General features: G+C 67.9%; 18 protein-coding genes. 3 read left to right on the top strand and 15 right to left on the bottom strand.

Going from position 1 to position 19,794, the window contains the following annotated elements:
• The coding region (locus tag AB7U46_RS13850) for a DUF2339 domain-containing protein (protein WP_428337569.1) at window positions 1-2,654 on the top strand (2,654 nt) is incomplete at its 5' end.
• 154 nt (window positions 2,655-2,808) lie between these two features.
• Window positions 2,809-5,412, top strand: a complete 2,604-nt coding sequence (locus tag AB7U46_RS13845) for a methyl-accepting chemotaxis protein (protein WP_428337568.1) — start codon at window positions 2,809-2,811, stop codon at window positions 5,410-5,412.
• Between the two features lie 48 nt (window positions 5,413-5,460).
• Here AB7U46_RS13845 and AB7U46_RS13840 read toward each other — a convergent pair whose 3' ends face one another.
• A complete protein-coding gene (locus tag AB7U46_RS13840; protein WP_428337567.1) occupies window positions 5,461-5,958 on the bottom strand; it encodes an ureidoglycolate lyase in 498 nt (165 codons plus the stop codon).
• A gap of 181 nt (window positions 5,959-6,139) precedes the next feature.
• Window positions 6,140-7,057, bottom strand: coding sequence for a LysR family transcriptional regulator (locus AB7U46_RS13835; RefSeq protein ID WP_428337566.1), 918 nt, complete (start codon window positions 7,055-7,057; stop codon window positions 6,140-6,142).
• 114 nt (window positions 7,058-7,171) lie between these two features.
• On the opposite strand from AB7U46_RS13835, the gene AB7U46_RS13830 reads away from it, so the two are divergent.
• On the top strand, window positions 7,172-8,443 hold the full coding sequence (locus AB7U46_RS13830; protein WP_428337565.1) for a urate hydroxylase PuuD: 1,272 nt from the start codon (window positions 7,172-7,174) through the stop codon (window positions 8,441-8,443).
• Window positions 8,444-8,522: 79 nt separating this feature from the next.
• On the opposite strand, the gene AB7U46_RS13825 is transcribed toward AB7U46_RS13830, so the two are convergent.
• The 13 genes from AB7U46_RS13825 to AB7U46_RS13765 are packed head-to-tail and all read right to left on the bottom strand — an operon-like array spanning window position 8,523 to window position 19,627.
• Complete coding sequence (locus AB7U46_RS13825) at window positions 8,523-9,017, bottom strand: ferritin family protein (protein WP_428337564.1); 495 nt, start codon at window positions 9,015-9,017, stop codon at window positions 8,523-8,525.
• Window positions 9,014-10,810, bottom strand: a complete 1,797-nt coding sequence (locus tag AB7U46_RS13820; RefSeq protein WP_428337563.1) for an FAD-dependent oxidoreductase — start codon at window positions 10,808-10,810, stop codon at window positions 9,014-9,016. Before AB7U46_RS13820 ends, AB7U46_RS13825 begins: the two co-directional genes overlap by 4 nt.
• 3 nt (window positions 10,811-10,813) lie before the next feature.
• On the bottom strand, window positions 10,814-11,992 hold the full coding sequence (locus AB7U46_RS13815) for an NADH-quinone oxidoreductase subunit D (protein ID WP_428337562.1): 1,179 nt from the start codon (window positions 11,990-11,992) through the stop codon (window positions 10,814-10,816).
• A gap of 1 nt (window position 11,993) precedes the next feature.
• The gene (locus tag AB7U46_RS13810; RefSeq protein WP_428337561.1) at window positions 11,994-12,521 is read right to left on the bottom strand and encodes an NADH-quinone oxidoreductase subunit C; all 528 of its coding nucleotides are present in this window, start codon (window positions 12,519-12,521) and stop codon (window positions 11,994-11,996) included.
• Window positions 12,522-12,531: 10 nt separating this feature from the next.
• Entirely contained in the window at window positions 12,532-13,215 is a 684-nt protein-coding gene (nuoB, locus tag AB7U46_RS13805) for an NADH-quinone oxidoreductase subunit NuoB (protein WP_428337560.1), read from the bottom strand.
• Window positions 13,216-13,227: 12 nt separating this feature from the next.
• The gene (locus tag AB7U46_RS13800) at window positions 13,228-14,136 is read right to left on the bottom strand and encodes a respiratory chain complex I subunit 1 family protein (protein WP_428337559.1); all 909 of its coding nucleotides are present in this window, start codon (window positions 14,134-14,136) and stop codon (window positions 13,228-13,230) included.
• Window positions 14,133-17,255: a proton-conducting transporter membrane subunit gene (locus tag AB7U46_RS13795; RefSeq protein ID WP_428337558.1), complete on the bottom strand. Its 3,123-nt coding sequence runs from the start codon at window positions 17,253-17,255 to the stop codon at window positions 14,133-14,135. The genes AB7U46_RS13800 and AB7U46_RS13795 overlap by 4 nt, the downstream gene beginning before the upstream one ends.
• Complete coding sequence (locus AB7U46_RS13790) at window positions 17,249-17,605, bottom strand: sodium:proton antiporter (RefSeq protein ID WP_428337557.1); 357 nt, start codon at window positions 17,603-17,605, stop codon at window positions 17,249-17,251. Before AB7U46_RS13790 ends, AB7U46_RS13795 begins: the two co-directional genes overlap by 7 nt.
• Entirely contained in the window at window positions 17,605-18,306 is a 702-nt protein-coding gene (gene mbhE / locus AB7U46_RS13785) for a hydrogen gas-evolving membrane-bound hydrogenase subunit E (RefSeq protein ID WP_428337556.1), read from the bottom strand. The genes AB7U46_RS13790 and mbhE overlap by 1 nt, the downstream gene beginning before the upstream one ends.
• Window positions 18,303-18,554: a Na(+)/H(+) antiporter subunit B gene (locus tag AB7U46_RS13780; protein ID WP_428337555.1), complete on the bottom strand. Its 252-nt coding sequence runs from the start codon at window positions 18,552-18,554 to the stop codon at window positions 18,303-18,305. The genes mbhE and AB7U46_RS13780 overlap by 4 nt, the downstream gene beginning before the upstream one ends.
• Window positions 18,551-18,883 (bottom strand): monovalent cation/H(+) antiporter subunit G, encoded by a 333-nt coding sequence (gene mnhG / locus AB7U46_RS13775; protein WP_428337554.1) that lies wholly within the window; start codon window positions 18,881-18,883, stop codon window positions 18,551-18,553. Before mnhG ends, AB7U46_RS13780 begins: the two co-directional genes overlap by 4 nt.
• The gene (locus AB7U46_RS13770; RefSeq protein WP_428337553.1) at window positions 18,880-19,137 is read right to left on the bottom strand and encodes a monovalent cation/H+ antiporter complex subunit F; all 258 of its coding nucleotides are present in this window, start codon (window positions 19,135-19,137) and stop codon (window positions 18,880-18,882) included. The genes mnhG and AB7U46_RS13770 overlap by 4 nt, the downstream gene beginning before the upstream one ends.
• Window positions 19,130-19,627: a Na+/H+ antiporter subunit E gene (locus AB7U46_RS13765; protein ID WP_428337552.1), complete on the bottom strand. Its 498-nt coding sequence runs from the start codon at window positions 19,625-19,627 to the stop codon at window positions 19,130-19,132. The genes AB7U46_RS13770 and AB7U46_RS13765 overlap by 8 nt, the downstream gene beginning before the upstream one ends.
• Between the last annotated feature and the right edge of the window lie 167 nt (window positions 19,628-19,794).

The raw sequence follows: 19,794 nt of genomic DNA, 5'->3' as shown, positions 1-19,794 counted from the left end.
TCCTGGTCTTCACACTGCCCGCGTTGCGCAGCCGCGTGGCGCGCCTCGAGGCCGAGATCGCCGCGCTGAAGGCCGGCACCACGGCCCCCGAGCTCACCGCGCCCAAGGTCACGGCGCCCGTGGTCTCCGCAGCCGAGATCGCCCCCGAAGGCCCCCCGGCCGCGCCCGAGGCCCGGCCCGCGCCGGCCCCCGCCCCGACGCTCAGCGCGCCCCCGCCGCTGCCGCCCGAACCCGCGCCCCCGCCCGCGCCGCGCCCCGACCGGATCGCGCCGCTCCTCCTCTGGCTGCGCACGAACTGGACGCTGGCGATCGCCGCGCTCTCGCTGATCCTCGGCGGGCTCTTCATGGTGCAATATGGCGTCGAGAACGGGCTGCTCACCCCGCCGCTGCGCGTGCTCGGCGCCCTCGCCCTCGGCCTCGCGCTGATCGCCGGGGGCGAGGCGATCCGGCGCCGCCACGGCGATGTCGTCACCCCGGCGACGCGCGCCCTGCCCTCGACGCTTTCGGGCGCGGGGGCGGTGGTGATGTTCATCGCCGTCGCTTCGGCCCATGCGCTTTACGGGCTGATCGGCCCCGGCGTCGCCCTTGCCGCGCTCGCCCTCGTCTCCGCCGCGACCGTCGCGCTCGGCTGGATCTACGGCCCCGTGCTCTCCGCGATCGGGCTCGTTGGCGCGGGCGCCGCGCCCTTCCTGCTCGGCGGCGGCTCCGAGGCGACCGCGCGCCTCTTCTACGGGTATTTTCCGCTCGTCGGCCTCTCCGGCCTCGCGATCGACAGCTTCCGGCGCTGGGGCTGGGTCTCCGCCCTCGCGCTTGGCGTCGCAAGCCTCGGCCTCCTCCTGCTCTGGAATTCGGCCCCCTTCTCCCCCGGACTTGGCCTGGCCGCGCTCACGCTGGGCTTCGCCGCACTCACCTTCCCCGAGCGGCAGCTGGTGCCGCGTCTCGCCGGCGCCCCCGTCACCGCGCTGTTCCGCGGCTCGCGCCCCGAAACCCCCACGCTCATCGCCGGTGCCGGCGCCGTGATCGCCACCACTGCCGGGCTGCTGATCGTCGCGGGCGCGCGCAGCTCCGCCGACGCCGGCCTCGGCTTCGCGCTGCTCATCGCGCTTTTCGCCGCCGCAAGCCTCTGGCTGCGCCGCGCCCCCGCGCTCGATCCGCTCGCCGCGCTCCCGGCCCTGGCCTTCCTCCTCGCGCTGGTGATCGAGCCGACACGCTCCGGCCCGCTCCTCGACGGGCTCTCGGCCGCACTGACCGCCCCGGAAGGCGAAGAGATCCCGATGCCGCCGACGCTCTGGCTCCTCGCACTTGCCGGCGCCACGCTCTCCGCCCTCGCCTTCACGCGGCTGCGCGCCGCCACCCCCTCCGCCGCGCTCCTCTGGGCCTTCGGCGCCGCCGCGCTCGGCCCGGCGACGATTTTCGCGCTCGAATTCTTCTGGGCCCCCGGCGCCTTCCTCGGCACCGGCCCCTGGTCGCTGATGGTGATCGCGATGGCCGCGCTGATGGTGCTGCTCGCCGAGCGCCGCGCGCGTCTGGGCGGCGAGAGCCTGCCGCGCGATCTCGGCCTTTTCGCCGCCACCGCCACGCTGCTGATCGCGCTTTCCTTCTTCATCCTGCTCACCAAGGCCGCGCTGACGCTCGCCCTCGCGCTGCTCGTCGTGCTCGCCACGCTGATCGACCGCCGCTTCCGGCTGCCGCTCATGGCCTGGGTCGCGCAATTCGGCGTGGCGGTGATCGGCTACCGGCTGCTCGTCGATCCGGGGTTCGAGTGGAGCCTCCATCGCGCCGGTTGGCCGGAATTCCTGCTCTCCCACCTCGGCCCGATCGCCGCCTTCGAGACGGTGCGCCGCCGCGCCCCGCCCGAACGCGCGGGCCTGCGCGCGGTGGCCGAGTCGGCGCTGATCACCACCGGCGCGCTTTTCGTCATGCTGGCGATCGCGCGGCTGATCCCCGATGCCGATCTGCACAGCCACTGGTTCGCCGGGCTCTCCGCCGCGATCTGGGCCGGCGCCGCCTTCGGCCAGATCTGGCGCCTGCCGACGAGCGGACGCGCGATCCGCCTCATGCGCGCCCTCTTCGCGGGGCTGAGCGCGCTGGCCGCCTGCGGTGCGCTCGGCGCGCTGGCGCTCGCGCTCTTCGACATGCTCGACTGGGGCGGCGAGCGGGTGCTCGGCCCGCCGCTTCTCGACAGTCTCGCCCTCGCCTTCGGGCCGCTCGCCGCGACCCTCGCCGCCGGTGCGCTGGCGCTTGGCCGGCCCGGGCGCCCGCTCGCGCGGCTGCTGCGCCCCGGCCTCGGCGCCGGCGCGGGGCTCGCGCTCCTGCTCTGGGGCTGGCTCGAGATCCGACGGCTCTGGCGCGGGGCGGACCTCTCGCTCCCCGGCCCCTCGGATGGCGAGCTCTACTCCTATACGCTCGCGCTCCTCGCCGCTTCGCTTGTGCTCCTTTTCGCCTCGGTGCCGCGCCGCTCGCTCGCCCTGCGGCGCATCGCGATGACGGGCGTCGCGCTGACCATCGCCAAGGTCTTCCTGATCGACATGAGCGGGCTTTCGGGGCTGACCCGCGTCGCCTCCTTCGTCGGGCTCGGCCTCGCGCTGACCGGCCTCGCCTGGCTCAACCGGCAGATCGACGCGCGCTGGCGCGAGAGCCGCCCCGAGGGCTGAACCTCCGCGAGATTACCTAAAATTGCAGGGACTTCCCGCTTGTTCCTTAATCGGGAGGAAAGGCTTTCGCGCCATCGTCGCGCTGTCCCCGTCGCGCACGGGGGCTCGGGTCCGGTTTTCCGGCCCGTTCCTGCCGTCTGTTTCGGGAAAATCCATGCTCGACCGCCTTCGCCTTCCCCGTCTCCGCCTGCCGCGCTTCGCCTTCCTGCATTCGGTCTTCTTCCGCGCGACGATGATCGTCTTCCTCTGCACGCTGCTCGTGACCGGGGTGCTCACCGCGCTGAACTACCGATCCTCGCGCGCCGCGGCCTATGCCGCCGCCCATGAACGCGCCGCGATGTTCGCCGAAAAGCTGTCCGCCACGGTGGTCAACCCGATGCGCTTCGGCGCGCATGACCGGGTCGACGAGATCATTCAGCAATATCTCGGCGATTCCGACGGGCAGAGCCTGGGCGTTCTGGCCTTCGACGCGGGCGGGCGCGATTTCGCCGGCCTCGCCGATGAGGAGGTGGAGCCGGTGATGCGCGATCTGCTCGCCCGGGCGCAGGACAGCGGCCAGATGGCGGCCACGGAAGACGGGATGGAACTGGCGCTCCCGGTTCGCGACAACCGGAACACGCTTTTGGGCTATATCGCCGTTGCCTGGTCGCCGGAGCAGGCGCTCGCCACCCTCAACGGGCGGCTGCGCGAGGCGTTGATCATCACCGCCGGGGTCTTCTTTCTGGCGCTGCTCGGCGCGGCCATCGGCTTCTCGCGGCTGATCGCGCGCCCGCTGGTGAAGGTGAACCAGGCGGTGGAGCGCGTCGCCGCGGGCGATTACGCGCTCGACGTGCCGATGCGTCAGCGCCGCGACGAGATCGGCACCATCGCGAAGGCGCTCGAGAGTTTCCGCGCCTCGCTGTCCGAAAGCGCGAAAATCAGCCGGCAGGCGATGTTCAACAGCGCCGCGCTGGAGGCGAGCTCGGGCGCGCTGCTGATCACCGACACCGACCATCGGATCCTGCATCTCAACGCGGCGGCGCTGCAGTTCTTCGCCGCCCATGCCGAGGGGTTCCGCAGTCACGACCCCGAGTTCGACCCCGGCCAGCTGATCGGGCGACGCGCCGATCAGCTGATCCCGAGCGGCGGCCAGGCGGCGCAGGCGATCGACGAGGAAGACGGCGATCAGGTCCGCGTCGAAAGCCAGATCGGCGGCCGCACGATCGAGGTTCTGGTGGCTCCCGTCCAGAATGCCGAGGGGGAGACGATCGGCACCGTCTCGCAATGGAGCGACATCTCCCGCGACATGCGCAACATCACGGTGATCGGCGCGATCGACGCGAGCCAGCTGCGCGCCGAATTCCGGACCGACGGGCAGATGACCTTCGCCAATGCGCATTTCACCCAGCTGTTCGAGACCGCCGGCATCCCGCGCGAGGAGGTGGAGATGCGCGCGGCCCTGCAGCTGGCCGAGAACGCCACGCCGCTGTTCGACTGGCTCGCCCGGGAGGAAAGCTTCAACGGCAAGCTGCGCCTCCTGCTCGGCGAGGAGGCCTTCACCCTCGATGCGGTCGTCGCCCCGGTGCGCGACCGGGACGGGGTGGTGCAGCATTTCATGATGCTGGCGCGCGATTCGACGGCTTCCGAGACGGCCATCGCCGCGGCGGAGGCGCGCCGCGCCGCGCTCGAAGCGACGCAGCACGCCGTCGTCGAGGCGCTGCGCGAGGGGCTCGCGCTGCTCTCGCGCGGGGTGCTCAGCACCCGGATCGACACCGAATTCGCGCCGCAATACGAACAGTTGCGCGCCGATTACAACGTCGCCGCCCAGAACCTGCGGCAGGCGATGGAGCGGGTGGTGGATACCGCTCAGGCGATCGAACGCGAGGCGCGCGAACTCGTCACCGCCGGCGACGAGCTCAACCGCCGCACCGAACAGCAGGCCGCGACGCTCGAGGAGACCGCCGCCGCGTTGAACGAGATGACGACCTCGGTCAAGGCCGCGGCGGCGCTTTCGTCCCAGGCGAACCGAATGGTGGAGGAGGCGAAATCCAACGCCGAAGCCTCGGGCTCGGTGGTGCGCGACGCGGTGCAGGCGATGGGCGAGATCGAGGACAGCTCGCAGAAGATCTCGAAGATCACCTCGGTGATCGACGACATCGCCTTCCAGACCAATCTGCTCGCGCTGAACGCCGGGGTCGAGGCCGCCCGCGCGGGCGAGGCGGGGCGCGGCTTTGCCGTCGTCGCCTCGGAGGTCCGCGCGCTGGCGCAGCGCTCCTCGGAAGCCGCGCGCGAGATCGCCGGGCTGATCTCCTCCTCGACCGCGCAGATCGCACGCGGCGTCGGTCTCGTCGGCGAGGCGGGCGATGCGCTGCACGGGATCGAGCCCTCGGTCGGCGAGATCTGCCACGCGATCAGCGAAATCACCGCCTCCTCGCAGGATCAGGCGGCGGGGCTGAGCGAGATCAACACCGCGCTGACGCAGCTCGACCAGGTGACGCAGCACAATGCGGCAATGTTCGAACAGACCAATGCCTCCTCGCACGCGCTGACCCGCGACGCGTTCAACCTGCTCGAAACCATCGGCTTGTTCGACCTCGGTCAGGTGAGTGCCCGCCGCAGCCCGCAGGATTCCGAAGGCGCCGCGCCGGAAAGCGGCCCGAAGCAACCTGCGCCTCCGCCCGTTGCGGAAGCGCCCGCGCCAGTTGCGGCAGCCCCGCGCGGGGCGACGCGGGGCGCGCTCGCTCTCGCCGAGGATCAGGATGACTGGGAAGATTTCTGAGCGCGCTCCGCTCGGCCGGTCACGCGCGACGATCCCCGAAGAGCCCGATCAGGCCCGGATCTCGGGCGGCGCCTCGAACCAATGTTCCTCGAGGTTGGTCCCGCCCCCGATCCGGTCCACCACCGCATAGCGCCCCGGCGCGCCGATCGGGGCCAGCACCCCGTGCCAGGTGTTGCGCAAGAGGTTGATCCCCTGCCCCGGACGGGTCAGGAAGGCGCGTACCGGCCCGGGCGCGCCGCCTTCATCCTCGGCCACGGTCACGAGGAACGGCACCTGGTCGAGCGGCAAAAACGCCTGGGAGCCGAGCGGGTGACGTTCGACGAGATCGAGCCGATAGGGCAAGACGCGGGCCTGCGCGTCGAACAGGCTGATGCCCGCGCGCCCCTCCCCGATCCCGGGCGCGAAATCCAGCCGTGCGAGGTCGTGGTGGCGCCCGCACATCCCCTGATTGATGATCCGGTCGGGTGGCCCCGTGACCTCGATCAGATCGCCGAAAGGCGCGAAAGCCTCCGCCGTCAATGGCTCGATGCGGATGATCCGGCTCATGTTTTGTCCTTTCGCGCCGCGCGACAGCCTCGATCGTGATCAAAGGAGAAATCGCCGCGGGGCACAAGTGGGGGGCAGGTCCGACGGGCTTGCCCCGACCTCCGGCGCGGCCTAGCCTCGGGCGACAGACAGGGGCGGAACGGTGCGCGGGGCAAGCGGCAAGAGCGGAACGGGAACGGGTTCAGCCCGGCGCGGTCAGCGCCTCGAGCGCGTTACGCAGTTTTTTCACCGCGAAATCGAGGAACAGCCGCAGTTTCGGATCCTGCCGGTTGCGATGCGCATAGAGCACGGCAAGCTGCACCGGGATCGGCGGCTCCTCCGGCAGGACCGGAACCAGCCGCCCGGCGCGCAGATGGCTCGCCACCTCGAAGACCGGTTTCAGCACGATGCCATGACCGGCAAGCGCCCAGCCGGTCAGCACATCGCCATCGTCGCTCTCGAAGGGGCCGCGCACCGCGATCCGGCGCAGCCCGTCGGGCGTCTGCAGCGGCCACTGGAATTCCGGCGCGCCGGGATAGCGCAGGTTGAGACAGTCATGCTCGGCCCGCAGCGCCGCGCTCGTCTCCGGCATGCCGCGCCGCGCAAGATAGTCGGGCGCGGCACAAAGCAGCCGCGCGCAATCGGCGATCTTGCGGATATGCAGCGTCGAATCCTCCGGCACCCCGAGGAAGAAGGCCGCGTCGAGCCCCTCGGCCGCCAGATCGAGCTTGCGATCGGACAGCCGCAGCCGCAGCGAGATCAGCGGATAGGCGGCATGAAACTCCGGGATCAGCGGCGCGAGCAGGCGCCGGCCAAGCCCGAGCGGTGCCGCGATGTAAAGCGTGCCGCGCGGGCTGTGGGTGACGGCGGTCACCTCGGCCTCCGCCTCGGCCAGCGCGGCAAGCACCTTCAGCGCGCCGGGATAGAACAGCACCCCCTGTTCGGTCGGCGCGAGCGAGCGCGTGGTGCGCAGGAACAGCCGCACGTCGAGATGCTCCTCGAGCTGCGCGATCCGCGCCGAGGCGACCGCGGCCGAGATCCGCAGATCACGCGCCGCCGCCGACATGTTGCCCAGTTCATAGACGCGCACGAAGGTCCGCAGATTGTCGAGATAGGCCATTGCCCGCCGGTCTCCGCCGCTGATTGTTCGGGCCTATTTGAAAGTGTTGCGCCAATCAACGCAATAGAGCCTGAAAGTCGCAGCGGCTAGCTTGGGGCAAACGAGGGGAACGGAATGCCGGATATCGCTTTTTTCTGGGACTGGCTCGCATTCGCGATGCGCTGGTTCCACGTGATCACGGGGATCGCCTGGATCGGGTCGTCCTTCTATTTCATCGCGCTCGACCTCGGGCTGCGCAAGGCGGCCGACCTGCCCCCCGGCGCCTATGGCGAGGAATGGCAGGTCCACGGCGGCGGCTTCTACCATATCCAGAAATATCTGGTCGCGCCCGAGCGGATGCCCGAAGACCTGATCTGGTTCAAATGGGAAAGCTACATGACCTGGCTTTCCGGCGCCGCGATGCTGATGCTGCTCTACTGGCACCGCGCCGATCTCTTCCTGATCGACCCGGCGAAACTGCCGCTCGAGACCTGGCAGGCGATCGCGATCTCGGCGGGCTCGCTCACCATCGGCTGGCTGATCTATGACGCGGCCTGCAAATCGAAACTGGGCGAGCGGCCGGTGACGCTGATGGCGCTCCTCTTCGTCGCGCTCGTCGCGATGGCCTGGGGCTACACCCATGTCTTCACCGGGCGCGCCGCGCTTTTGCACCTCGGCGCCTTCACCGCGACGATCATGTCGGCCAATGTCTTCTTCGTCATCATGCCGAACCAGCGCATCGTCGTCGCCGATCTGAAGGCCGGCCGCACCCCCGATGCGAAATACGGCAAGATCGCCAAGCTGCGCTCGACGCATAACAACTACCTGACGCTGCCGGTGTTGTTCATGATGCTGTCGAACCACTATCCCCTTGCTTTCGCGTCGAAATACAACTGGCTCATCGCCGCGCTCGTATTCCTGATGGGGGTGACGATCCGGCATTGGTTCAACACGCGGCACGCGCGCAAGGGCTCACCCTGGTGGACGATCCCGGCGACGGTGGTGCTCTTCCTGCTCGCGATGTGGCTTTCGACCTTCGGCCCCGACGAACCCGCGACCGAAACCGCGGCGCTGAGCCCCACGGCACAGCGCTTCACCGATGCCGCGGGCTTCGAACAGGTGACCGATATCGTGACCGCGAATTGTTCGATGTGCCACGGTGCGGTGACCGATTTCTCCGGCAAGGTGCCGGTGCCGCAGGGCCATGAGGGGATCATCGCCGCGCCGCACGGGCTGCATCTCGACACGCCCGAGGCGGTCGCCCGCGCCGCGCGCGAGATCTACCTCTTCGCCGGCGTGACCAATGCGATGCCGCCCGGCGCCGCGAATTTCATGACCGCCGAGGACCGCGCCGCGATCCGTGACTGGTACAAGGGGGCGGAGACCGAGGCGCTGGCGGCGAACTGATCGCCCTCACACGCGCCCGCGGTCTCCCACCGGTGCCTCCCCGCACCCCCCAAGGGGCCCCTGTCGTGCATTCCGTGGCTCAGACGCCGCCCGAATGCACGATCTCGTAATAGATCTTCTCCAGCTCCGCCTTGTGCTTCGTCTCCTCGTTCGCGAGGAAGGTGAAGGCATCCTTGAGCGGGCCGCCCGGCGCCGTTTCCGCCAGTTCGGTATATTGCCGCATCGCCGCATCCTCGCGCATCAGCGCATATTGCAGCACCGCCTGATCGTCGGGGTTCTCGCCAAGATCGGGCGTCATCACGCAATCGGAGAACTTGCCGTCGGAGACCGGGCGTTCGATCTCCGCCGACATCACCGCGGCGACATCGGGGTTCTGCGCGAGGCCGGAGAAGAGCGCGACATGTTCGAGCTCCTCCTCCGCCAGCTCCTCGACGAGCCAGCGGATGTTCTTCGTCACCTTCGGGATCAGCGCCGCATAGAAAGCATGCGCCACTTTCTCGAACTCGGTCGCGGTGTCGAAGATCTCGCGCACGGTCGTCTTGCCCGACAGCTTCGCCTTGTTCGCTTCACTCATTGCATCACCTCCCTGGCGGCGATCTCCGCCATCACCGTCTTCGCGACATGGTGGCCGTCGGCCACCGCGTTGATCACATCGGGGCCCTTCACCGCGTCGCCCACCGCGAAAAGCCAGGGCTCCGAGGTGCGGAAGTCGCCGTCGATCTTGATGCGCCCGCGGTTCCAGTCGAGCGCCTCGGTCAATTCCGGGCCAAGCAGCGCGGTATCGGCCATCTGACCGATCGCCTCGATCACCACCGAACCGGGGTGGATCATTTCGTTCGTCTCGTCATAGGCGGGGGCAAAGCGACCCTCGGCGTCGAAGATCGAGGTCACCGCCCAGCTGCGCAGCCCGGTCACCGTGCCGCTCGCATCGCGCATCACCTCCTGCGGGCCGCGGCTGTCGAGGATCACCACACCCTCCTCGGCACCCTCGATCAGCTCTTCCTTGTCGGCGAGGAAATGCGCGCGGTCCTCGAGCGCGGTCAGCGTGAGGCCGACCTTGCCGTGGCGTTGCTTCTGCAGCCGCGCCATCGAGCGCGCGATGTCGAAGGCGACGTTGCCGCCGCCGATCACCACCGCCTGTTCGGGCACCGGCACCTCTTCGCCCGCGGTGATGCGGCGCAGCAGGTCCACGGCCTTTTCCACCCCCGGCCCTTCCGAGCCCGGGATCCGCGTGCCGCGCCCCATCTGCAGACCGATCGCGAGCACGACCGCGTCGAAATCGCGTTTTAGATCCGTAAGTTGGACGTCACGCCCGACGCGGGTATTGGTGCGGATCTCGACCCCCATCGCCTGGATGATGCCGATGTCGCGGTCGAGCGCGTCATAGGGCAGCCGGTATTCGGGGATGCCGTAGCGCATCATGCCGCCGGCATGGGCCAGCGCCTCGAAGACAACGACCTCGCAGCCCTCGCGCGCGAGGTCATAGGCCGCCGTCAGACCGCCCGGGCCGCCGCCGACGATCGCGACGCGCTTGCCGTTCTTCGCCTTCGGCGTGCCGATCAGGTCGAGACGGCGCTCGAAGGGCACGTTGTCGATGATGTGGCGCTTCAGCCAGCGGATCGCGATCGGGTCGCCCTCGTGCAGCGCGGCGCAGGAGGTCTCGCATTTATGGGTGCAGATCCGGCCGCAGACCTCGGAGAACGGGTTGGTCTCGTAAAGGAGCTGCAAGCCGCGGTCATAGTCCTGATCGCGCACCGCCTTGATATAGTCGGGGATCGACATATGCGCCGGGCAGGTCGCCACGCACAGCCCGCATTCGACGCAGCGGTCGGCCTCGAGGATCGCCTCCTCGCGCCCGTACCCCGCGCAGATCTCGTCGAAATTCGAGATCCGCTCGGAGGCCTCCAGCTCGACCATATGCGAGCGGGTGACGCCCGACAGCACGCGGCCCGCCTCGCGCTTGTAGCCCTTTTCGGTATCCTTCCAGGGCTCCTCGAGCCCGGGGATGAAGCGGAAGGCATCCGGGTCGGTGTCGACCCAGGTATATTCGTTCGACATCGTGAGCGAGCCGGTCATGCAGATGTCGACGCAAAGCGCGCACCAGCAGCAGCGCCCGTAGTCGATCATCGGGCGCAGACCGCTATCGCCCTTTTCCGTGTTCTGCCCTTCGACCGGCACCATGTCGATCGCGCCGTTCTGGCAGATCGCCTCGCAGGTGCCGCAACCGATACATTTCTCCATGTCGTTCTGATGGAAGCCGCGATAGCGGTCGGCCGCCTCGCGCCCGATCGGATTCGGGATCGAGACCGGCTCGTCGAAGACGCGTTTCCAGACCGTGAAGGGGGTGAGAACCTCGCGCAGGCCCATGGCTTACCTCTCGATCTCGGGGGGATAGGTGTGCAGCGAGACCATCAGCGCCGCCACGTCGGAGATGTTCGTTCCGGGGATCAGATGTTCCAAAAGTGCCATCGCATGGGTGTAGCTCGGCCCCCGGACATTGATCCGGCGCGGATAGCCCGAGCCGTCGGTGACCATGTAATAGCCATACTCGCCCCGCGAGCATTCGCCTTTGACATAGGTCTCCCCGCGCGGAATTTTCCAATGCAGAACGTTCGGCAACCGCGCCATCACCGGCCCGGTTTTCGGCATTTTCGCCAGAATCTGCCGAATCAGGCTGATCGAGGTGTCGATATCGCGCCGGCGCACCATCGCGCGGGAGAAGATGTCCGACCCGGTCTCGGTCGCGACCGAGAACTCGAGCTGGTCATAGACGAGATAGGGGCTGTCCTTGCGCACATCCTTCGCCACGCCGCCGGCGCGCGCATTCGGGCCGGTGACGCCGAATTGTTCGAAAAGTGCAGGGTCAATGTGACCCACACCCTGCGTGCGCAGCCGGAAGACGGAGTTCGTGAACATCACCTTGTCGACATCGGCGAGGTATTTCTCGGCGGTGCGCAGCACCTCTTCCATCCGCTCCTCGAAGCCCTCGGTCAGATGGCCGCGCACGCCGCCGGGCAGGATGAACATGTGATAGATTCGCGCGCCGGTCAGCTCCTCGAACCGGTCGAGCATCAGGTCGCGCACATAGGTCATCCACTGGCCGACGACGCCAAGGCCGAGGCTGCCCGAGATCGCGCCCAGAAACATCATGTAGCTGTTGAAGCGCCCCATCTCGAGGATCATCGTGCGCATCCATTGCGCCATTTCCGGCACTTCGATGCCCGCGAGTTCCTCGGTCGCGGCGGCGTAGCAATATTCGTTGAAGTCCGGCTCGGGCACGCAGACGCGGCAGACGATCGGGAAGACCTGGATGAAGGTGCGCCGCTCCATCAGCTTCTCGAAGCCGCGGTGCAGGTAGCCGACATGGGTCTTGCCCTCGACCACCTCGTCGCCGCAGACGGTGAGTTCGACCGACATGTTGCCGGTGATACCGGGGTGGTTCGGCCCCTGCCAGAGCTTCAGATATTTGCCGCTCTCGAGGTCGATCTCGAGCTTGCCGTCCGGGCCGGGCACCGGATACTGGCTGCGATCAGGCTCAAAGGAGATCATCTCAGCCCTCCGGATAAAGCTTTGATTTCATGTGGTCGCGCGGGTCGTGGGTGACACGGCCGGGGCGCTCGGCATAGGTCTGGCGCGAATAGGCGAGGCTGTCGAAATCGCGCCGGTAGGGCGGCAGATCGGTCCAGCCCTCGAGGATGAATTCCTCGTCCACGCGCGGCGAGCCCGGGAAGTCGATGCCGAACATCTCCTTCAGCTCGCGCTGATAGGTGGCGGCGGTGGGCCAGAGGTCGTGGATCGTGTCGCCCGTGGCCTCGTCGCGGTTGAGCATCACGCGCAGGCCAAGGGTGCGGTCCCCGGCCCGGTCGTTCATCAGATAGGTGAGCTGGAAGAGCCCCTCCTCGATCCAGTCGACCGCGGTGAGCAGCACGAGATGGGTGAAGCCGTGCTGATCGCGCAGCTCGAGGAGCAGGTTCCGCAGGTTCTCCCGCGGCACGGTGACAAAGGCCAGGTTCGCCCGCCGCGGCTCGAATTGCCCGAGCCGGTGGCGCTGTTTCAGTTGGGCGTGGAGGTCGCGCATGTCCATCCCCTCACCAGTTGTAATCCGGCATGTCCCAGTCCTTGATCACGGACTTCTGGGCCGCCTTGTAAGTGGCGAAATTCTCGGCGTAGAGGTTCGCCCCCTCCGCCTTGCCGGCACGGATCACCTTTTTCAGCTCCATGAAGCCGGCAAGCAGCGCCTCGGGCCGCGGCATGCAGCCGGCGATGTAAAGATCGACCGGCAGATAGGCGTCGAGCCGCTTGATCGTGTTGTAGCTGTCCCAATACATGCCGCCGTTGATCGTGCACGACCCGAGGCCGACAACGTATTTCGGCCCCTGCATCTGCTCATAGGCGCGGATCGCGCGCTTGAGCGTCTTCACGCTCAGGTAGCCGGAAATCATCAGGAGGTTCGCCTGCCGCGGGGTCGGGCGCCATTGCACGCCGTAGCGATAGGCGTCGAACCGCGGCGTCATCAGCGGGCGCATCTCGATCGCGCCACAGCCGGTGCCAAAGCCGAGGATCCAGAGCGAGTTCGAGCGCGCCCAGTTGTAGAAGTTCTCGACGATCTGGAAATAGGCCTTCGGATGCACCTTCGGCGCCGCCTCGCAGAAGTAGTCCTTCAGCGGGTCGATCGAGATCTCCTGCCCGTCCGGCGTGGTCACCGTGCGCGGGCGCAACTCCGCGCGCAGCGGCACGGTGCGCTCGGTGTTCTTCAGGAACTTTTCGTCCATGTCTTTCATCGGTCACACCATCAGGATCGCGAGGATGCCCACGGGCAGGCCCCATTTGAGGAAGAAGCGGATCGACTGCTCGACGCGGAAGCGCGGATGCACCACACCGACGAAGGCAGAGATCATGTAGATGCAGAACACTTTCACCGCGAATTCGAACCAGGAGGTCGCGCCGCCAAAGAAGAGGTTCATGTAGACCACCGATTTCGCCACCGGGAAGATCGCGCGGTTGGTCTGCAAAAGCGCGAGATAGGCGGAGTGGAATTCGGTCGGCGGGCCGATCGGGATCTCCTGCGGGGCGAGCACCACATCGAAGGGCGGGCGCATCATCGTGCCCACGAGCGCGAACATCGCGGCGAGCGTGGCGAGCGGGTTGGTGAAGAGCGTCCAGTGGAAGAGTCCGCCCTGCTGCGCCGCGACGATCGCGGTGAAGGAGAGCGTGTGGTATTGCACCGCGATCGAATAGACCGCGAGGGCGAGCGGCAGTTCGGCCGCCGTGGTCTGCGCCAGCCCGCGCGAGACGCCGATCGCGGAATGCGGATGGCCGCTTTCGCCCGCGCCGAGCGCCATGCCGAGCGTGCCGAAGAACACGAAGTAGAGCGCGAGCACGAGATCGCCGGCAAAGGAGAAGTTCTGCGCCCAGGTGCTGCCGTAGATCGTCGGCACGAAGAACAGCAGGCCGACACCGCCCGAAAGCCGGAACACCGGGCCGATGTAGAACATCACGCCATGGGTGATCTTCGAGCGCAGCGAGAAGTTCTTCACGAGGTCGATGTAATTCTGCCAGATCGGGATGCCGTGGCGCCCGCCGACGCGCGCCGCGATCTTCTGCACAAGCGCGGTCATCAGCATGCCGTAGTTCAGCACGAAGAAGAGCGTCAGCAGCGCATAGGGGATCTGGATCCAGTGAAACGCGCTCATGCCGCACCTCCGATCGCGATGAGCCAGACGGCGACGACGAACATCACGACCTGCATCGCATAGGTCTGTCCGTTGCCGCTGTAGAAGCGCCGCGCGAATTCACCGCCGGCATTGACGCCATCGGTGACGCCGCCCCAGAACCGGGTGACGAGCGGGGCCTCGAGGAAGCCCATCGCCTTGCGATAGGGCGCGAAGAAATTCCAGGCGTAATGCGTCGTCTCGGGGCGGTAGGGCCGCTCGGCCGAGAAGACGATGTTGAACTGCTTCACCTTCTGCGCGTCGTGGTTCTGCGCGATCAGGATCGCGAAGAGGCTCAGGAAGATGAAGATGATGATCACCATGATCGCCACCGGGTTCCAGGTGCCGTAATCCGAGGTGATGATCCGCCCGGTCCAGGTCAGCGGCTGATCGCCGAAGACGGTGTTGAGGTAGGTGTCGACGCGGCGCAGCACCATCCCCGGGATCACCGCGAAGGCGATCAGGAAGACGACGTAGATCGCCTGCGGCACGAGGATCCAGAAAGGCGCCTCCTTCACCACGCGATGCTCGTCCTTGAGCTGGCCGAGGAAGATCGTGTGAATGAGCCGGAAGAGGTAGAGGAAGCCCACCGGCCCGGCGAGGAACACGAGCACGAGCGGCAGCCGCATATCGGTGCCGAGGATCGCGTTGTAGAAGATCCAGCGCCCGCCGAAGCCCGAAAGCGGCGGCACGCCCGACATCGCCACGATCCCGATCAGCACCGAGAAGAAGCTGAAGGGCATGAGGGTAATCAGACCGCCCATCTTGTACATCAGCTTCGTATGGGTGCGCTTGTAGACGCCGCCGACGGCGAGGAAGAGCATCGACTTGTAGACGTAGTGGTTGATGACGAAGCTCATCGCGAGCAGCCAGCCAAGGTGGTTCATCAGCGCGAGGCCGAAGAGCGCATAGCCCATCTGGCTGATCGAGCTATAGGCGAGAAGCCGCTTCGCATCCTCCTGGAAGATCGCGAGCACCGCGCCGAGGAAGGCGGAGATCGCGCCGATCCAGACGAGCGCCTTGGTCAGGTCGACCCCGTAAAGGCTCACCCGGCCCATCGTCATCAAAAGCAGGATGATGCCGAAAAGCCCGGCCTTGAGCAGGATGCCCGAAACCATCGGCGAGACGTCGGTCTCCGCCTCGGCGTGCGCGCCGGGCAGCCAGATATGCAGCCCCATCGCGGCGGTCTTCGTCATGAAGCCGATGGCGAGCAGGATGAAGACCCAAGGCGCGATCGCGGCGGGGGTGAGCCCCAGCGCGGCGAGCGGCAAGGGCCCTGCCCCGCCCGCGGCCAGCGCAAATCCCGCGAGGATCGCGAAGGCCCCGCCGAGCGAGAAGATCATGTAGCTCAGCGCATGCGGCTCCGACTCCCGGCCCCGCAGGATCAGGAAATAGGAGCCAAGCGTCATCACCTCCCAGGCGGCGAAGAACTCGAAGGAGGTCTGCGCGTCAAGGAGCAGCGCCAGCCCCGCATACATCGCCATCGCCGGCGGGTAGAAGCCGAGGCGGCGCCCCTTTTCGGAATAGGAGGCAAGCAGGATCACCGCGCCGCCGAGGATCATCACCAGCACGAAGATCACCCGCAGCGGGTCATAGACCGGCAGCCGCATCAGGAACCAGCCGACCAGCGCGACGATCGCGACGGTGTTCTTGATCCGCACGTCGAGCGGCTCGAGCGCGAGGAAGCCGAGCGCCACGAGCATCGGCAGCGTGGCGAGCAGGTTCGGCAGGCCCGTGACCGCGGCCCAGAGGAAGCCGAGCGCCCAGCCCGCGACGAGCGCGACAAGCGTCAGCCCGCAATCGACGCGCGCGGGGGCGAGCGCCGCGGTGGTCTCGCGCTTGATCGCATAGCCGAACCAGCGGAAGAGATAGGCGGCCTCGACCAGCGTCGCGAGCAGGATCAGCGCCAGCACCGGCAGCCGGCCCGCGGCGACGAGCGCCTGCGCGAGATCCCATTTCGCGTAGAACCCCGGGAAGGGCGGCAGGCCGACGAGCATCGCGACGAAGCTCGCGAAGGCGAAGACCAGCGCCGGGCGGGCGCGGATCGCGGCCCAGTCGGTCAGCTCGCGCCCCGTCACCATCGCCGACATCCAGAAGAGGCCGGCCTTCGCCACCGCATGGCTCAGGATCAGCCCGCCCGCCACCGGCAGATAGGCGGCGCCGAGCGCGTCCTGCTGACCGATCACCGCGAGGATCAGGCCGATCTGGCCCACCGAGGAATAGCCGAGCAGCCGGCGGTCCTGCGTCTGGCGCAGGCCAACGACGTTCGAGCCGACGAAGCTCAGAAGGCCGATGCCCGTGACCAGCGGCAGCCAGCCCGGCCCGATCGCCGCGACGAGCTTGTCGGCGGCGAAGAGCGCGGCGGTGCCCGAGGCCGCGGAGAAGAGCGCGGAGAACCCGGGATGGGCGGTGGTGTAGATGTCGAGCGCCCAGCCATTCGCCGGGAAGGGCTTCAGCTCGAGCACCAGCGCGATCAGCACGAGGAAAAGCGCAAGGCCGAGGCCCGAGAGCGCGAGCGGCGTCGCCGGGATTTCGTCGATATTGAGCGAGCCGGTGGCGTGATAGGTGAAGATGATGCCGATCAGCAGCAGGATCGAGACGATCTGGCTCACCATCAGGTATTTGAACCCGGCCGCGGCGGCGCGCGCATCGTCGGAGAGCAGCACGAGGCCGCCGGTCGCGATCGAAATGAGCTCGATGAAGACGAAGAGGTTGAAGACGTCGCGCGTCATCACCAGGCCCGAAAGCGCCAGCGCAAGCACCAGCACCACCGCCATCGCGGCGCGGCCGAGCCGCAGCAGCGGCGCGCGCAGCGAGAGCGCGGAGAGCAGCGCGACGGTGAGGATGGTGGTGATCGTGGCCGCCTCGGGCAGGCCGAGGCGCAGGTTGATCGCGAAGGGCGGCGGCGCGCCGGCGGTCGTCATCTCGACCGGGGCGGCACCGCGGGCGAGCACGACGAGCCAGCCCGCCGCGATCGCCGCCATCAGGCCGAGCACCGCAAGGGTGATCGCGAAGGCGATGTCGCGATGGCCGGGTTTCACCAGGCCAAGCGCGAAGGCCGCGCCGAGGCCGAGGGCAAGGATGAGGAGCGGGCTTACCATTTCAGCTCCGTGAAGTTGGAGATGTCGAGGCTGCCGCGGGCGCGGAACAGCCGGTAGGCATAGGCGAGCATCAAGGCCGTGGTGCCGAGCCCGATCACGATCGCGGTCAGCACCAGCGCCTGCGGCACCGGGTCGATGATCCGCGCCGCGGCCTCGGCCACGGGGACGGCGCCATCGAGGATCGGCGCGCTGCGCCCGGGCATGTAGCCCACCGCCACCAGCACCGTGTTCACCCCGGTGTCGGCGATGGTGAAGCCGACGATCATGCGCAGCATGTCGCGGTTGGTGAGCGCCGCATAAAGCCCCATCAGGATCAGCACGAAGCCGAGGGTGAGAGCGATCTGCACCATCACGCGTCCTCCGTTTCTTCGAGGCTTTCGAGGATCGAGGAGAATTCCGCCCCGACCTTGAGCCCGATCAGCACCGAAATGAGCGGGATCGCCCCCGCCGAGAGCATCGCGCCGAAGCGGCCGAGCGGCAGGAAGCCGTTGTCGAGGAAGCCCCCGGCGAAGGCCATGCCGGCGAGCCCGATCAGCACGTAAAGCAGGCCCGAGACGCTTTCGATCCACGCGATCAGCCCGTGGCCGAAGCGCCGCGCCGGATCGGCGAGCAGCAGGAGCAGCACGCCCGAGGCGAGGATCGCGCCGCCCTGGAAGCCGCCGCCCGGGCTCAGATGCCCGTTCGCGAGCACATAGGCGCCCAGAAGCGCGATGAGCGGGATCAGCATCCGCGTGCCGGTGGTGAGCAGCTCGCCCGAGGGCAGGAAGCCCGAGCCCGAGGCGCCCTTCGGCGCCTTCGACTGCGCCAGAACCAGCCCGACGATCGCCGCGGTGAGGAAGAGCACGGTGACCTCGCCCAGCGTGTCGAGGCCGCGCCAGGTGATGATGATCGCGGTGACGACGTTCTGCGCGCCGATGTCCTGCGCGACGTTTTGCGCGTAGTAATCGGCGGTGCGGTTGAGCGCCGGATCGGGCGCATAGCCCGCGGCGAGGGTCAGAAAGGCGACGCCCAGCAGCGCGAGTAGCCCCGCAATGAGCCAGTTTCGTGTCATTTTCCGCCCTCCCGCCGGATCCGGCCCATGACGAAGAAGAACAGGAAGGTGGTGAGACCGGAGCCGATCGCCGCCTCGGTCATCGCCACGTCGGGCGCGGCGAGCAGCACGAAGAGCACCGAGGCGCAGAGGCTGACGAGACCGGCGGCGAGCACCGCGGTGGTGCGCGAGGCGGTGGCGATGGCGGTGCCGGCGGCGCCGATCATCGCGGCCGCCATCAGGGCGGCAAGGGCGAGCGTGAGCGTCATGCGAGATCCTCCGCGTCGTCACTCAGCGCATCGGCCCGCGTCGCCGCCACCGGCTTCACGCCCGAGCGATGCGCCGCGCGGGCCAGCACCTGCGAGGACAAGGGGTTGGTGAACAAGAGAAAAAGCGCGATCAGGAGGAGCTTGATCCCCCAGCCGGGCATCAGGATCGCGCCGCCGCCGAGCGTCAGGATCGTGCCGAGCGTCGTCGCCTTGGTGCCGGCCTGGATCCGGGTATAGGTGTCGGGCATCCGCCACAGGCCAAGCCCGCCGAGCGCGAGGAACACGGTGCCGAGCGTCATCACCACGATGCCGAGGAAGAGGCCCATCATTCGCCCCCCTCGAGATAGCGCGCGGCGACGATGACGCCTAGGAAGGACAAGAGCGCATAGACCAGCGCCACGTCGAGATAGATCGCCCGCCCGGTGACGAGCGCGACCATCACCAACCCGCTGATCGAGACGATGGTGAGCCCGTCGAAGGCCACCACGCGATCGACCGAGGCCGGTCCGACGAGGAACCGCGCGAGCGCGAGCAGGAAGGCCAGCGCGGCGACCGCGCCGGGGATGAGGAGCGCCTCAGCCATACATCACCTCCAGATATTTCTCGAAACCGGCGACGATCGACTGCGTCGCGGCCTCGGGGTCGGTGGTTTCCGCCACCACCCAATGGACGTAGAGCCACTCGCCGGCGATCTCGACGGTGAGCGTGCCGGGGGTGAGCGTGATCGAATTCGCAAGCAGGAGCCGCGCGACGGGGTCGGTGAGCCGGGTGCGGACCTTGACGAAGGCGGGCTTCACCGGCAGCGCCGGGTTCAGCACCAGCCCCGCCATGCGCAGATTGGCGACCACCAGCTCGCGGAAGAAGACGCCGAGATAGCCGAGCGTCGCCAGCGCCGCGGCGGGGGTGAAGCGATATCCCGACAGGAAGGACAGGCTGGTGCCGAGGAAGGCGGTGATCAGCCCGGCGACGAGCGCGCCGATCAGCACGGTATCGGGGGCGAGCGTGCCGTTGAGCAGCAGCCAGAAGATGAACATCGTGGCGAAGAGTTTTGCCGGTGCGAGCGTGTCGCTCATGGGGGCCTCCGCTTGTTGCAGGCAGGTGCCGGCCATGACTTTCCCGGCCGCAGAACCGGTCGGGCTGCGGAATGCAGGGAAATCAGGGAAGGCGAGTCCAGTCTTGTCCGCCAATAAGCATACATTCAGCTTTGCTTATTTGACCTCGGACAAATCCCTCCGGTTTC

It is taken from the genome of Paenirhodobacter sp., assembly GCF_050177655.1.
Taxonomy (GTDB): Bacteria; Pseudomonadota; Alphaproteobacteria; order Rhodobacterales; family Rhodobacteraceae; genus Rhodobacter.
The sequence above is the reverse complement of the archived record's forward strand: the minus strand, read 5'-3'. Positions and strand labels throughout refer to the sequence as shown.